The sequence below is a fragment of the Micromonospora sp. ATA51 genome, from assembly GCF_016802855.1.
Lineage (GTDB): Bacteria > Actinomycetota > Actinomycetes > Mycobacteriales > Micromonosporaceae > Micromonospora > Micromonospora sicca.
Genome location: NZ_JAEVHJ010000165.1, coordinates 1 through 14098, shown reverse-complemented (window position 1 = coordinate 14098; position 14098 = coordinate 1). Strand labels below are relative to the sequence as shown.

The window sequence follows — 14098 nt, the reverse complement described above, 5'->3', positions numbered from 1 at the left end:
CCGGCGGCCGGGGTCGACGCGGACCTGCAGCGGGTGGTCCGGGTGGGGGAGCGCGCGGTGGCCGTGGGCCGCCGGGGCGACGGCCTGGGCGCCTGGCTGGGCGAGGGTGACGGTTGGCGGCCGGGTGGCGGGTTCGGCGACGCCGGGTCGGACCGGCCGGGCCGGGTCTGGGGGCTGACCGCTGTGGCGGGCGGCGCGCTCGCGGTGGTGGCCGGCGGGGCGACGGGGTGGTTCTCGGCCGACGGTGTCGGTTGGTCCCCGGTGGTCCTGCCGGTGGCGGTGCCGGGAGGTAGCGACCGCACGGTGGCGGTGGCCGGTGCCGGGGGGGCCGTTCTGTTGCTGGAGGACAACGATTCGGGGGCCCGGATCTGGTCGGCGCGCGGGCCGTGGAGTCCCGGCTGAGCCTCCCACCAGCGTGTTTCCGCTCGGTGTCGGATGTCCGATTTTCCCACGGCACGGGCGCGTGTGTTACAGCAGATCTGTGAAAACGGCCACTCAACGTAACGGTTAGGTCAACCCCTCTTCCTAGGTCTACCGGCGCGCCCCGCCAGTGGGATAACGTCCCGGCCCAGACCGGGATTGCGGTCGGTCCGGCCCGCCCTCGCAAGGTCCAATTCGCGGTGGGTGGTTCGGGCCTTCGGACGGAGGAGGGTACGAGCCGTGAGGCAGAAGCTCGCACGGGTGCTTGGTGGCGTAGCCATCACCGCGCTCGTTTTCAGTGGCGCGGCCTGTAAGGCCGACAGTGGTAGTGACGCGAGCGGCGACAAGGCCGCCTGCGACCTGAAGATCGGCTTCTTCGGCCCGCTGACCGGTGACGCCGCGGGTCTCGGTATCCACATGCGCAACGGCACCAAGCTGGCCATCGACCAGTACAACAAGGACAACGCGGACTGCAAGGTCAACCTGGCCGAGTACGACTCGCAGGGTGACCCGGCCAAGGCCCCGGCGCTGGCCCAGCAGGCGGTCGGCGACACCAAGGTCGTCGGCATCATCGGCCCGGCCTTCTCCGGCGAGTCCGAGGTTGCCGACCCGATCTTCGACGAGGCCGGCCTGCCGATCATCACCCCGTCGGCGACCCGCCCGAGCCTGAGCACCAAGAGCTGGAAGATCTTCCACCGGGGCGTCGGTAACGACACCTCGCAGGGCCCGGCCGCCGGCCGCTACATCAAGAACGTCCTCAAGGCCGACAAGGTCTACGTCGTCGACGACCAGTCGGCGTACGGCGCCGGCCTGGTGGACGAGGTCAAGAAGGTCATCGGCACCGTCGCCGGCGAGGACAAGATCCAGGTCAAGCAGACCAACTTCTCCGCCGTCGTCACCAAGATCCAGAGCAGCGGCGCGAACGTCCTCTTCTTCGGTGGCTACTACACCGAGGCCGGCCTGCTGCTCAAGCAGCTCAAGGGCGCGGGCTGGAAGGGCACGATGGTCGCCGGTGACGGCGTCAACGACGCCAACTTCATCAAGGTCGCCGGCGAGCAGGTCGCCGAGGGCACGATCCTGACCTGCCCGTGCGCCCCGGCCACCGCGGCCAAGGGCTCCTTCGTGACCGACTACAAGGCGGCCTTCGACAACGCCGAGCCGGGCACCTACGCCGACGTGTCGTACGACATCACCAAGATCTTCCTGGAGGGCATCAAGAGCGGTAAGTCCTCCCGGGCGGACCTGCTCCAGTTCGTCAACGGCTACAACAAGGCGGGTGGCGCCACCGGCGTGACCTACAAGTTCGAGGCCAACGGCGAGCTGGACCCGGCCCAGGTGCTGGTCTGGGCCTTCAAGGTGAACGCGGGCAAGGTCGTCCCCGACATCGAGATCCCCAAGGCCTGACCGGTTCTGTCCGGTCCCGCCAAGGGACACCAGGTGTGTGCGGCCGGGAGCTTTTCTCCCGGCCGCGCCGCTTGGCCGCACAGTTGGAGCCCCCTTTTGAACTTCGATGAGCTGTTCGGGAACTTCCCGGCGCTGACCATCACCGGCCTGGAGCAGGGCGCGATCTACGCGCTCATCGCCCTCGGCTACACCCTGGTGTACGGCGTTCTGCGCCTGATCAACTTTGCTCACTCCGAGGTCTTCATGGTCGGTACCTTCACCGCCCTGTGGACCTGGCAGGCCCTCGGCTACGACCAGAACTCGGCCGCCCCGGCCCTCGGCCCGCTGATCCTGGCGGTGGTCGCCGGTCTCGTGGTCGCGATGGCCGCCTCGGCGGTCACCGCGGTCACGGTCGAGCTGGTCGCCTACCGGCCGCTGCGCCGCCGCAACGCGCCGCCGCTGGCCTTCCTCATCACCGCGATCGGCGCGTCGTTCGTGCTCGCCGAGTCGTTCGGCATCGGCACCCGCCGGGCCCCGTTCGGCATGCCGGACCTGATCCCGCAGAAGACGGTCTTCACCCTCTTCGGTGCCGGGGTGACCAACGTCCAGCTGCTCATCCTCGGCGTCACGCTGATCATGATGATCGCGCTGGACCAGTTCGTGAACCGCAGCCGCCTGGGCCGCGGCATCCGGGCGGTCGCCCAGGACGCGGACACCGCCGCGCTGATGGGTGTCAACAAGAACCGGGTCATCCTGCTGGTGTTCGTGCTCGGCGGCCTGATGGCCGGCGTGGGCGCCCTGCTGTGGGACCTGCGGTTCGGCTACACCAAGTTCAACGTCGGCTTCCTGATCGGGCTCAAGGCCTTCTCGGCCGCGGTGCTCGGCGGCATCGGCAACCTGCGCGGCGCGCTGCTGGGCGGCCTGCTGCTCGGCGTGGTGGAGAATTACGCCGCCGGCCTCTTCGGCGGCGACTGGAAGGACTTCACCGGCTTCGTGCTGCTGATCGTGCTGCTGATGTTCCGGCCGACCGGTCTGCTCGGCGAATCTCTCGGGAGGGCGCGCGCATGACCGCCACCGTGAACAACAAGCGGACCGCGGGCTTCAAGAGCCGCTGGGCGGCGATGCCCAAGCAGGTGCGCTGGGCGGCGATCGCCGCGCTGGTCGTGCTGCTCTACATCCTGCCCAACAAGTGGTTCTACGAGTACCTCGGCTTCCCCATCGGCAGCGACTACTTCGCCTTCTACACCACCCGCTCGGACTTCGCCGGAGTGCTCTTCGACACCGCGGTGTTCGTCCTGCTGGCCGTCGGGCTCAACGTGGTGGTCGGCTTCGCCGGCCTGCTCGACCTGGGCTACTTCGGCTTCTACGCGCTCGGCGCGTACACGGTCGCGTTGCTGACCTCGCCGGAGAGCCGATTCGGCACGAACTGGCCGTGGCTGGCGGCGGTGCCGCTGGCGGTGATGGTGGCGATGGTCTCCGGCGTGATCCTCGGCGGCCCGACGCTGCGCCTGCGCGGTGACTACCTGGCCATCGTGACCCTCGGCTTCGCCGAGATGATCCGCCTGTACGCGTCGCGCAACGAGGGCATCGCACAAGGCCAGCGGGGCATCCCGGCGATCCCGCACCCGCCGGGCACCGGCACGGACGGCAAGCCACTGTTCGGGGTGGTGGACGCCCGGCCGTACTACTGGCTGATGCTGACGCTGATCCTGATCGTGCTGCTGCTGATCCGGAACCTGGCCAACAGTCGGGTCGGCCGGGCCTGGGTGGCGATCCGCGAGGACGAGGACGCCGCCGAGATCATGGGCGTGCCGACGTTCAAGTACAAGCTGTGGGCGTTCGCCATCGGCGCGGCGGTGGCCGGCCTGACCGGCGCGATCTTCGCCGGCAAGCAGACGTTCATCAACTCCGACCAGTTCGTGCTGGAGAGCTCCATCCTGGTGCTCGCCGCGGTGATCCTCGGCGGCGCCGGCAACATCAAGGGCGCCATCGTCGGCGGCGCGATCACCTGGTACCTGCCGGAGTGGCTCCGCGGGGTCGGCGACCTCATCGGGGTGAACTTCGACGCCGCCGAGTACCGGATCCTGGTCTTCGGCGTGGTCGTCATCATCATGATGATCTTCCGGCCGCAGGGTATGGTGCCCAACCGTCGCCGGGCGGCCGAGTTCGCCGACCGGCGCAAGGAAGCGGTTCCCCAGGAGACGGTGCCCAATGAGTGAGCCGCAGATGCACAGCGAGCGGGACGAGACCAGCGAGCGGGACATCGCCGACGACGGTCGCAGCACCGTCGGCACCCCGCCGGAGAAGGGCGCGGACACGCCGGTGGAGACCACCCCCGGCGGCGCCGACCCGGCCGGCCGGGAACCGCTGCTGGAGGTCGACCACGTCACCCTCCGCTTCGGCGGTGTGGTCGCCCTGGACGACGTCGCGTTCACCCTGTACAAGGGGGAGATCCTCGGCCTGATCGGCCCGAACGGCGCCGGCAAGACGACCTGCTTCAACGCGATGACGGGCGTCTACCGGCCCACCGAGGGTGAGATCCGGTTCCAGGGGCAGCGGACCAACGGCAAGCGCCGGTCCTGGATCACCAAGGCCGGCATCGCCCGGACGTTCCAGAACATCCGGCTCTTCCCGGAGATGACCGCGCTGGAGAACGTGATGGTGGGCGCGGACGCCCACCACAAGACCAGCGTCATCGCCGCCATGCTGCGCCTGCCGCGGCACTGGCGGGAGGAGCGGGAGGGCCGGGAGAAGGCGTACGAGCTGCTGCGCTTCGTCGGCATCGAGCGCCGCGCCGGGGAGCTGTCGCGCAACCTCTCGTACGGCGAGCAGCGCCGGCTGGAGATCGCCCGGGCCCTGGCCACCGATCCCACCCTGCTCTGCCTGGACGAGCCGGCCGCCGGCTTCACCCCGGCCGAGAAGGAGGAACTGCTCGGCCTGATCCGTAAGATCCGGGACAACGGCACCACGGTGCTGCTGATCGAGCACGACATGCGCCTCGTCATGGGCGTGACCGATCGGATCGTGGTGCTGGAGTTCGGCAAGAAGATCGCCGAGGGCCTGCCGGCCGAGGTCCGTGAGGACCCGAAGGTGATCGCCGCGTACCTGGGGGTGCCGACCGATGCTGCTTGAGATCAACGACCTGACCCTGCTCTACGGGCGGATCCAGGCGCTGCACGGGATCAGCCTGACGGTCAACGAGGGCGAGGTGGTCGCGCTGATCGGCGCCAACGGCGCCGGCAAGACCACCACCATGCGGGCCATCTCCGGGCTGCGCCCGGTGGCCCAGGGCTCGATCATCTTCGACGGCACCGACGTCACCCGGATGCGCGCCGACCTGCGCGTGGTCCGGGGCATCGGGCAGGCGCCCGAGGGCCGGGGCGTCTTCCCTGGCATGAGCGTCGTGGAGAACCTGGAGATGGGGGCGTACACCCGCCGGGACCGGGGCGGCATCGCCGAGGACATGAAGATGGTGATGGACCTCTTCCCCCGCTGGCCGAGCGGCGCAAGCAGGCCGGCGGCACGCTCTCCGGCGGCGAGCAGCAGATGCTCGCGGTGGGTCGGGCGCTGATGGCCCGGCCGCGGCTGCTGCTGCTCGACGAGCCGTCGATGGGGCTCGCCCCGATGCTGATCCAGCAGATCTTCGAGATCATCACCCGGATCAACGAGCAGGGCACCACCATCCTGCTGGTGGAGCAGAACGCCCAGCAGGCGCTCTCCCGCGCCCACCGGGGCTACGTGCTGGAGACCGGCCGGATCGTCAAGGAGGGCACCGGCCAGGACCTGCTGCACGACCCGGCGGTCAAAGAGGCGTACCTCGGCGTGGCCTGAGGTCGTCGTACCGACGCGGCCGGCCGCCCCTCGCGGGGTGGCCGGCCGTGGGCGTTTTCGCGCGCGGCGCGCCGGGGGCTCGCTTTCCGGTGCGGCGCGGGTGCCGCCGCCGAAGGGATGTCGGTCGTACGGACTAGAGTCGCTGCCGTGACAGCTACGACGCCGCGCCTGCTCCTCGTCGACGGACACTCCCTGGCATACCGGGCGTTCTTCGCCCTGCCGGTGGAAAACTTCTCCACCACGACGGGTCAGCCCACCAACGCGGTCTACGGCTTCACCTCGATGCTGATCAACGTGCTCCGCGACGAGCAGCCCAGCCACATCGTGGTCGCGTTCGACGTCTCCCGCCGCTCCTTCCGCACCGAGAAGTACGCCGAGTACAAGGCCGGCCGCAGCGAGACCCCGACCGACTTCAAGGGTCAGGTCAGCCTGGTCAAGGAGGTCCTCGCCGCGCTGCGCATCCCGGTCGTGGAGAAGGAGGGGTACGAGGCGGACGACGTCATCGCCACCCTCGCCTGCCAGGCCCGCGACCAGGGCATGCAGGTGCTGATCACCAGCGGCGACCGGGACGCGTTCCAACTCGTCGGCGACAGCATCACCGTGCTCTACCCGCGCAAGGGCGTCTCCGACCTGGCCCGGATGGACCCGGCCGCGGTCGAGGCGAAGTACGGCGTCGGCCCGCAGCGCTACCGCGACCTGGCCGCCCTGGTCGGTGAGACCAGCGACAACCTGCCCGGCATCCCCGGTGTCGGCCCGAAGACCGCCGCGAAGTGGATCAACACGTACGGCGGGGTGGAGGGCGTCATCGCCCGGGCCGACGAGATCAAGGGCAAGGCCGGCGACAGCCTGCGCGAGCGGCTCGCCGACGTGATCCGCAACTACGAGATCAACTGTCTGGTCTCCGACCTGGAGCTGCCCGTCCGTCCCGAGGACGCCCGCTGGCAGGGCTGGGACCGGGAGGCCGTGCACCAGGTCTTCGACACCCTCCAGTTCCGCATCCTGCGCGACCGGCTGTACCAGTACCTGGAGGCCGTGGAGCCGGAGGCGGAGGCCGGGTTCGACCTGACCGGGGAGATGCTCACCGAGCCCGGGGCGGTGGCCGGCTGGCTGGAGACGCACGCCCCCGCGGGCACTCCCATCGGCCTGGCGGTCAAGCTCGACACCGGCCCCAACCGGCGGCACACCGCCACGGTGACCGGGATGGCCCTGGCCACCGCCGCCGGCGCGGCCGCCTGGTTCGACCCGGCCACCCTCGACCCGGCAGACGAGTCGGCCCTCGCCGGCTGGCTGGCCGACGGCGAGCGCCCCAAGGTGCTGCACGACAGCAAACCCGTCGTGCTGGCCTTCGCCGCGCACGGCTGGGAGCTGGCCGGCATCGCCCGGGACACCCAGATCGCCGCCTACCTGGCCCGCCCCGACCAGCGCTCCTACGACCTCACCGACCTGGCGCTGCGCTACCTGCACCGGGAGCTGCGGGTCGACGCGCCGGAGACCGGCCAGCTCACCCTGGAGGGGCTGGGCAACGACGGCGAGGCCGAGCAGAACCTGATGCTCCAGGCCCGGGCCACCCTCGACCTGGCCGACGCGATCGACGCCGAGCTGACCCGCGACGGCGAGCAGTCGCTGCGGCTGATGGCCGGGGTGGAGCTGCCGCTGATGCGGGTGCTCGCCGCCATGGAGCGCACCGGCATCGCCGCCGACACGCACTACCTGTCGGAGCTGGAGGCGCACTTCGCCGCCGAGGTGAAGGCCGCCGCGCAGGGCGCGTACGCGGCCGTCGGGCGGGAGTTCAACCTCGGCTCGCCCAAGCAGCTCCAGGAGATCCTCTTCACCGAGCTGGGCCTGCCGAAGACCAAGAAGATCAAGACCGGCTACACCACCGACGCCGACGCCCTGCAGTGGCTCTACGCGCAGCAGCCGCACCCGGTGCTGGAGCACCTGCTGCGCCACCGGGACGTGGCCAAGCTCAAGTCGACCGTCGACGGGCTGCTGAAGTCGGTCTCCGACGACGCCGGATCCACACCACCTTCAACCAGACGGTGGCCGCGACCGGCCGGCTCTCCTCCACCGAGCCCAACCTGCAGAACATCCCCATCCGCACTGAGGAGGGCCGCGGATCCGCCGCGCCTTCGTGGTGGGGGAGGGCTACGACTGCCTGCTCACGGCCGACTACAGCCAGATCGAGATGCGGATCATGGCGCACCTGTCGTCGGACGACGCGCTGATCGAGGCCTTCAACTCCGGCCACGACTTCCACGCCGCCACCGCCTCGTCGGTCTTCTCCGTGGAGGTCGGCGCCGTCACCGCCGACCAGCGGCGCAAGATCAAGGCGATGAACTACGGGCTGGCGTACGGGCTCAGCGCGTTCGGCCTCTCCCAGCAGCTCGGGATCAGCGCCGAGGAGGCGCGCGGGCTGATGGACAACTACTTCGCCGGCTTCGGCGGCGTCCGCGACTACCTGCAGGAGGTGGTCGCCCGCGCCCGCCAGGACGGCTACACCTCCACCATCCTCGGCCGCCGGCGTTACCTGCCCGACCTGGTCAGCGACAACCGCCAGCGCCGGGAGATCGCCGAGCGGATGGCGCTCAACGCCCCGATCCAGGGCTCCGCGGCCGACATCATGAAGGTCGCCATGCTGCACGTGGACAGCGCGTTGCGCGACGCCGGCCTGCGCTCCCGGATCCTGCTCCAGGTGCACGACGAGCTGGTCCTCGAGGTCGCCCCGGGCGAGCGGGAGACCCTGGAGGCGCTGGTGCGCAAGGAGATGGGCGAGGCGTACCCGCTGTCGGTGCCGCTGGAGGTCTCCGTCGGCGAGGGCCGCGACTGGAACAGCGCCGACCACTGATCCGCGGGTTACCGTCCCGGTCCGCGGCGCGCCTTCGGTGGGGCGCCGCGCCGCTCCAGTGCCCGCCGGGACGGCCCGCCCGGCGGCGGAAGCGGAGCCTTGAGGGGGTCGTGACCCCAGTTCATCAGGGAGTACCGCCACCGGGTCTCACGGACGTCGCCGCTCGGTCGCTGCGCCATGTGCCGCCGTACGTACCCGACGACCTTGCGCATGTGCTTGTAATCGCCCTCGGAGAGTTGCTCGCGCTTGCGCCGCAGCAGCTCAATGATCCTGCGGCCGGACTCGTGGCCGACCGACTCGCCGCCCCTGGTGCCCTTCTTGCGCCAGCCGACGTGCTTGGACTGGTCGGACTCCAGCCAGTTCCGCAGTTCGCCGGGCTTCATGTTCACCGCCTCGGTGAACTCGCGATAGGTGTCCCGGCCCTCGTCACTTCGGCTCATGGCGCAGCGCCTCCGGGCGGTGGGCGACGTCCCGGCCCGAGTCGTCGTTGCGGATCCGGTACTGCGGGTCCTCGGCGGACGCGTTCACGGGATGCCCGCGGATGTGCGTCCGGTCGATGAGCTTCTCCTTGACCACGCCGTGCGCCCGCCCGCTGTGGCTGGCCCAGGAGACGTGGTCGCCCCTGCGGAACTCCTTCTCAGCCATGCCCACCGGGTACCCGGGGCCGGCGGGCGGAAACGACGGCTATCGCTCGGCCGGCTTCTCGGCCACGAAGATGGCGGTGCCGGGGAAGAGGCGGCCGCGCAGCGGGCTCCACTGCCCCCAGATCCCCTCGTGTCCCGCGGGCCACTCCGGCTCCACCAGATCCAGGAAGCGGAACCCGGCGCCGACGATCTCCCGGATCCGGTCGCCGAGGGTGCGGTGCTGCTCGACGTACGTGGCCACCCCGTGCTCGTCCTGCTCCACGTAGGGGGAGCGGTCGAAGTACGAGTGGACCGCGGTCAGCCCGCCCTCGCCGGGGTCGTCGAGGAAGATCCAGCGCATCGGGTGGGTGACCGAGAAGACCCAGCGGCCGCCGGGGCGTAGCACCCGGAACACCTCGCGCATCACCGCCGCCGAGTCGTCGACGAACGGGATCGCGCCGAACGCCGTGCAGGCGGTGTCGAACGCCGCGTCGGCGAAGGGCAGGGCGAGGGCGTCCGCCTGTACCAGCGGGACGGTTACGCCGGTGCGGGCGGCGGCGCTCTCGGCGTGCCGCAACATGCCGGCGGACAGGTCCAGGGCGATCGGCCGGGCGCCCTGGGTGGCGAGCCACCGGGCGGCCGCCGCGGCGCCGGAGCCGAGTTCCAGCACCCGGCGCCCGGTCAGGTCGCCGAGCAGCCGGGCGTCGGCCTCGCGCAATCCCTCGGGGCACCAGACGAAGTCCACCTCGCCCAGGAACCCGCCGTGCTCCGCCTGGTAGTCGTCGGCGTCGGTGTCCCACCAGCCCCGGTTGGCCCGGCGTACCTCGGCGTCGCCGACCCGGCGTCGGGTCACCCTGTCGTCATCCACGCGCTCACGCTAGGCCCCGTGCGCCGTCGCCCGTCGGTCGGCCGCGCCGAACGGGTGGGACGCAGGTTGCCGGTGTGACGGACGAGACAGGCGTGGCACCTTACCGTTCGAAATCTCCGCTTTCGCAGCTGACGAGGTCGCGAGGACATGGGAGGGCTTGCACGCTGTGGTAATGCAGCGGGTAGGCTAGACGATGCGCTCGCGGATCGTGTGCCTCGGCAGGGAGCAGGTGCGCGGTCACCGGAGCCACTAATGATCTTCACTTGGCGATCGTTCGGTGTGCCCGGCGGCGGATCCGCTGGCGCGAAAAGGTCACCGCGACACCACGCCTGCTGTGACAACCCATCCGACCGGAGCAACCGCCCACATGACGAGCAGCATCGAGGCCCCCTCGAGCGCCACCCGGGTCACCCACGACGATCTCGGTTCCGAGGAGGCTTTCCTCGCCGCGATCGACGAGACCATCAAGTACTTCAACGACGGCGACATTGTCGAAGGCACCGTCGTCAAGGTCGATCGGGACGAGGTCCTGCTCGACATCGGCTACAAGACCGAGGGCGTCATCCCCTCTCGGGAGTTGTCGATCAAGCACGACGTGGACCCCGCCGAGGTCGTCTCGGTTGGTGACCACATCGAGGCCCTGGTCCTCCAGAAGGAGGACAAGGAGGGTCGTCTGATCCTCTCCAAGAAGCGGGCGCAGTACGAGCGGGCCTGGGGCACGATCGAGAAGATCAAGGACGAGGACGGTGTCGTCCGCGGCTCGGTCATCGAGGTCGTCAAGGGTGGTCTCATCCTCGACATCGGGCTGCGCGGCTTCCTGCCCGCCTCCCTGGTCGAGATGCGGCGGGTGCGCGACCTGCAGCCGTACGTCGGCCGCGAGCTCGAGGCCAAGATCATCGAGCTGGACAAGAACCGCAACAACGTGGTGCTGTCCCGCCGGGCCTGGCTGGAGCAGACGCAGTCCGAGGTGCGCACCGAGTTCCTCAACAAGCTCCAGAAGGGGCAGGTCCGCAAGGGCGTCGTCTCCTCGATCGTCAACTTCGGCGCGTTCGTCGACCTGGGCGGCGTGGACGGCCTGGTGCACGTCTCCGAGCTCTCCTGGAAGCACATCGACCACCCGTCCGAGGTCGTCGAGGTCGGCCAGGAGGTCGAGGTCGAGGTCCTGGACGTCGACCTGGACCGCGAGCGGGTCTCCCTGTCGCTGAAGGCGACCCAGGAGGACCCGTGGCGGCAGTTCGCCCGCACCCACGCGATCCAGCAGATCGTGCCGGGTAAGGTCACCAAGCTGGTGCCGTTCGGCGCCTTCGTCCGGGTGGACGACGGCATCGAGGGCCTGGTCCACATCTCCGAGCTGGCCGAGCGCCACGTGGAGATCCCGGAGCAGGTCGTCCAGGTCGGCTCCGAGGTCATGGTCAAGGTCATCGACATCGACCTGGAGCGCCGCCGGATCTCGCTGTCGCTCAAGCAGGCCAACGAGGGCTTCGTCGAGGGCGAGGAGCACTTCGACCCGACCCTCTACGGCATGGCCGCGACCTACGACGCCGAGGGCAACTACATCTACCCGGAGGGCTTCGACCCGGAGACGGGCGAGTGGCTCGAGGGGTACGACAAGCAGCGCGAGACCTGGGAGAACCAGTACGCCGAGGCCCGTCAGCGCTGGGAGGCCCACACCAAGCAGGTGCAGACCTCCCGGGCCGCCGACGCCGAGGCCGCTGCCAACCCGGCTCCGCCCGTGTCCGCCGGTGGCACCACCACCACGACCACCACGGCCCCGAGCCGGCAGGCCGAGGAGCCGGCCGGCACCCTGGCCACCGACGAGGCGCTCGCCGCTCTGCGGGAGAAGCTCGCCGGCGGCAAGTGACCCGCTGACGACGACGGGCCCCGCCCCGCGATCCGGTTTCCACCGGGTCGCCGGGGGCGGGGCCCTCGCCGTTGCCGCCACGCGAACCCCCCGGACCGGGTGGACCAGTTCGGCGAGGTGGGGCTGTCCGGACGGCGCTGATGCCCCCCACATCCGGGACTGCCGTCGACCGCCCCGTCCGGGCGACCCCGGGGGCGAGCCGGTCGGACCGCCGGGCGGCCCACGGGTCCGGATCAGGGGCCGGGCCCGGTTTGGCGGCGGGCTGGTGATCGGGTTGACTGGTCCGGTGCTGATGGTGGGACTGACCGGTGGGATCGGCTCCGGAAAGAGCGCCGTGGCGGCCCGGCTGGCCGCGCTGGGCGCGGTGGTGATCGACGCCGACCAGGTCGCCCGCGAGGTGGTCGCCCCGGGCAGCGCCGGGCTGGCCGAGATCGTGGCGACCTTCTCCGACCGGGTGCTGGACGCCCACGGCGCGCTGGACCGGGCGGCGCTGGCCGCGGTCGTCTTCGCCGACGAGGAGGCCCGCCGCCGGTTGGAGGGGATCACGCATCCCCGGGTCCGGGCGCGGACCGCCGAGCTGGTCGCCGCGGCGCCGCCGCACGCCGTGGTGGTCAACGACGTACCGCTGCTGGTGGAGGTGGGGCTCGCGCCGACGTACCACCTGGTGGTGGTCGTCCAGACGGCGGTGGCCACCCGGCTGGAGCGGCTGACCCGCGACCGCGGCATGGACCGCGCGGAGGCCGAGCGGCGGATCGCCGCGCAGGCCGACGACCCCCGCCGGCGGGCGGCGGCCGACGTGGTGCTGAGCAACGACGGTGACCTGGCGGAGCTGCACGCGGCGGTGGACGGCCTGTGGCGCGACCGGCTGGTCCCCTACGAGGAGAACGTGCGGGCGCGGCGGGCGGTCCGTCCGGAGCGGGTGGTGCTCACCGAGCCCGACCCGACCTGGCCGCAGCAGTACGCCCGGCTGGCCGCCCGGATCCGGCACGCGCTCGCCCCCGCCGACCTGCCCATCGAGCACATCGGCTCGACCGCCGTGCCCGGGCTCGCCGCGAAGGACGTCATCGACATCCAGCTCGGGGTGCCGTCGCTGGCCGAGGCGGACGGGCCGATCGCCGAGCGGCTCGCCGACGGCGGCTTTCCCCGGCTGCCCGGCGACTGGTGGGACAACCTTCGTCCCCCCGGCGGCGGACGGTGGGAGAAGCGGTTGCACGGCAGCGCCGATCCCGGCCGCCCGGTGTACCTGCACCTGCGGGTGACCGGCTCGCCGGGCTGGCGGTACGCCCTGCTGACGCGCGACCACCTGCGCGCCGATCCGGACCAGCGGGCCGCCTACCTGCAGCTCAAGCGGGAGCTGGCGGCGTCGGCGCCGGACGGCGCGACCTACGGCACGCTGAAGGACCCCTGGTTCGACGAGGAGCACCTGCGGGCCGAGGAGTGGGCCGGGCGGACCGGCTGGCGGCCCTGACGGGCCCGCTCAGCGGGCCGTCGGCGGAAACGTGGTCGTGGGCAGCGCCGGGACCGGTGCGGGGGTGAGATCGAGCTGCGCCCACACGCCGCGCCCGGTGCGCAGCTCCACCCGGCGCAGCAGCCCCTCCCGGTCGATCCAGTAGCGCAGCTGCGCCCCGTGCTCCCGCAGCTCGACGACGTCGACGGTGCGGTCGGCCAGCCGGTCGGCGCGCAGGCGGACCGCCGACCGGGTGTCGGCCGGCGTGCCGACGGCTCCCAGCGCGGCGCGACGAGCCGGTCCAGGTCGTCGGTCGGAGGCGTGGGGCGCGGCCAGGGGAGGCCGGCCGGCGGCGGCAGCGGTGGTCGGGCCGGCGCTCCGCCGTGCTGTCGTCCGCCGGTACCTCCACCCGGGCGACCGGCCCGCCTGGTGACGCAGCAGGGTCCGGCGTCCGGGCGTGCCGATCTCGCCCACCGCCAGGTACGCGGCGGAACCCGCCCAGCTCAGCCAGCCGGCGGCGCGCAGGTTCTTGGTCGGGCCGAGCGGCGCGATTCCGGTCAGCGCGGCGCCACCGGCGGCCCGTAGCCGGGTCGGCAGCCCGGCCAACCGGACGGCCTCGGCGTCGGTGAGCGCCCGTGGCAGGCCGGGACGCCGCCCAGCGCGTCCACCGGGCGCAGGTCGGCCGGTCGCTGCGTTCCAGCTGCACGGTGACCTCGGTGTCGTCGGGCAGCCGCCCCACCAGCCGGTGCAACGGGCGTCCCGGTCGAGCCAGAGCCGGAACTGTCGGACCGGCGCGGCGTCGCCGGGGCCATGGCGGCCG

Annotated in this window: 9 protein-coding genes and 4 pseudogenes; 9 read left to right on the top strand and 4 right to left on the bottom strand. The window is 71.5% G+C overall.

From position 1 onward, the window contains the following. From JNW87_RS23065 to polA, 7 genes and pseudogenes are all read left to right on the top strand, one after another. A pseudogene (locus JNW87_RS23065) lies at positions 1 to 402 on the top strand (hypothetical protein); the annotation flags it as partial. 258 nt (positions 403 to 660) lie between these two features. Beyond that, on the top strand, positions 661 to 1824 hold the full coding sequence (locus tag JNW87_RS23060; RefSeq protein ID WP_109800668.1) for a branched-chain amino acid ABC transporter substrate-binding protein: 1164 nt from the start codon (positions 661 to 663) through the stop codon (positions 1822 to 1824). 96 nt (positions 1825 to 1920) lie between these two features. Then, entirely contained in the window at positions 1921 to 2871 is a 951-nt protein-coding gene (locus JNW87_RS23055) for a branched-chain amino acid ABC transporter permease (RefSeq protein ID WP_109800667.1), read from the top strand. Beyond that, positions 2868 to 4022: a branched-chain amino acid ABC transporter permease gene (locus tag JNW87_RS23050; protein WP_109800666.1), complete on the top strand. Its 1155-nt coding sequence runs from the start codon at positions 2868 to 2870 to the stop codon at positions 4020 to 4022. The genes JNW87_RS23055 and JNW87_RS23050 overlap by 4 nt, the downstream gene beginning before the upstream one ends. Next, entirely contained in the window at positions 4015 to 4935 is a 921-nt protein-coding gene (locus JNW87_RS23045) for an ABC transporter ATP-binding protein (protein WP_109800665.1), read from the top strand. The genes JNW87_RS23050 and JNW87_RS23045 overlap by 8 nt, the downstream gene beginning before the upstream one ends. Continuing rightward, a pseudogene (locus tag JNW87_RS23040) lies at positions 4925 to 5634 on the top strand (ABC transporter ATP-binding protein). Before JNW87_RS23045 ends, JNW87_RS23040 begins: the two are co-directional and overlap by 11 nt. A 147-nt stretch (positions 5635 to 5781) precedes the next feature. Continuing rightward, positions 5782 to 8479: pseudogene (polA, locus tag JNW87_RS23035) on the top strand (DNA polymerase I). 8 nt (positions 8480 to 8487) lie between these two features. Here the strand turns inward: polA and JNW87_RS23030 are convergent. The 3 genes from JNW87_RS23030 to JNW87_RS23020 are packed head-to-tail and all read right to left on the bottom strand — an operon-like array spanning position 8488 to position 9970. After that, the gene (locus JNW87_RS23030) at positions 8488 to 8919 is read right to left on the bottom strand and encodes a DUF3140 domain-containing protein (RefSeq protein WP_109800662.1); all 432 of its coding nucleotides are present in this window, start codon (positions 8917 to 8919) and stop codon (positions 8488 to 8490) included. Next, a complete protein-coding gene (locus tag JNW87_RS23025) occupies positions 8906 to 9124 on the bottom strand; it encodes a DUF2945 domain-containing protein (RefSeq protein ID WP_109800661.1) in 219 nt (72 codons plus the stop codon). Before JNW87_RS23025 ends, JNW87_RS23030 begins: the two co-directional genes overlap by 14 nt. Positions 9125 to 9163: 39 nt before the next feature. Further along, the gene (locus JNW87_RS23020; protein ID WP_109800660.1) at positions 9164 to 9970 is read right to left on the bottom strand and encodes a class I SAM-dependent methyltransferase; all 807 of its coding nucleotides are present in this window, start codon (positions 9968 to 9970) and stop codon (positions 9164 to 9166) included. A gap of 367 nt (positions 9971 to 10337) precedes the next feature. Between JNW87_RS23020 and rpsA the strand changes: the two genes are divergently transcribed. Together rpsA and coaE are read left to right on the top strand one after the other, a co-directional pair. Then, on the top strand, positions 10338 to 11831 hold the full coding sequence (rpsA, locus tag JNW87_RS23015; RefSeq protein WP_109800659.1) for a 30S ribosomal protein S1: 1494 nt from the start codon (positions 10338 to 10340) through the stop codon (positions 11829 to 11831). Positions 11832 to 12117: 286 nt separating this feature from the next. Then, positions 12118 to 13299 carry a dephospho-CoA kinase gene (coaE, locus tag JNW87_RS23010; protein WP_109800658.1) on the top strand — a complete coding sequence of 394 codons (1182 nt, stop codon included), beginning with the start codon at positions 12118 to 12120 and terminating at the stop codon, positions 13297 to 13299. A 9-nt stretch (positions 13300 to 13308) separates the two neighbouring features. Here the strand turns inward: coaE and JNW87_RS23005 are convergent. Next, a pseudogene (locus tag JNW87_RS23005) lies at positions 13309 to 14098 on the bottom strand (hypothetical protein); the annotation flags it as partial.

Bases quoted from the DNA above. Each gene is read 5' to 3' on its own strand.
- JNW87_RS23050 (WP_109800666.1), top strand. From the start codon at position 2,868: ATGACCGCCACCGTGAACAACAAGCGGACCGCGGGCTTCAAGAGCCGC.
- JNW87_RS23045 (WP_109800665.1), top strand. From the start codon at position 4,015: ATGAGTGAGCCGCAGATGCACAGCGAGCGGGACGAGACCAGCGAGCGG.
- JNW87_RS23030 (WP_109800662.1), bottom strand. From the start codon at position 8,919: ATGAGCCGAAGTGACGAGGGCCGGGACACCTATCGCGAGTTCACCGAG.
- JNW87_RS23025 (WP_109800661.1), bottom strand. From the start codon at position 9,124: ATGGCTGAGAAGGAGTTCCGCAGGGGCGACCACGTCTCCTGGGCCAGC.
- rpsA (WP_109800659.1), top strand. From the start codon at position 10,338: ATGACGAGCAGCATCGAGGCCCCCTCGAGCGCCACCCGGGTCACCCAC.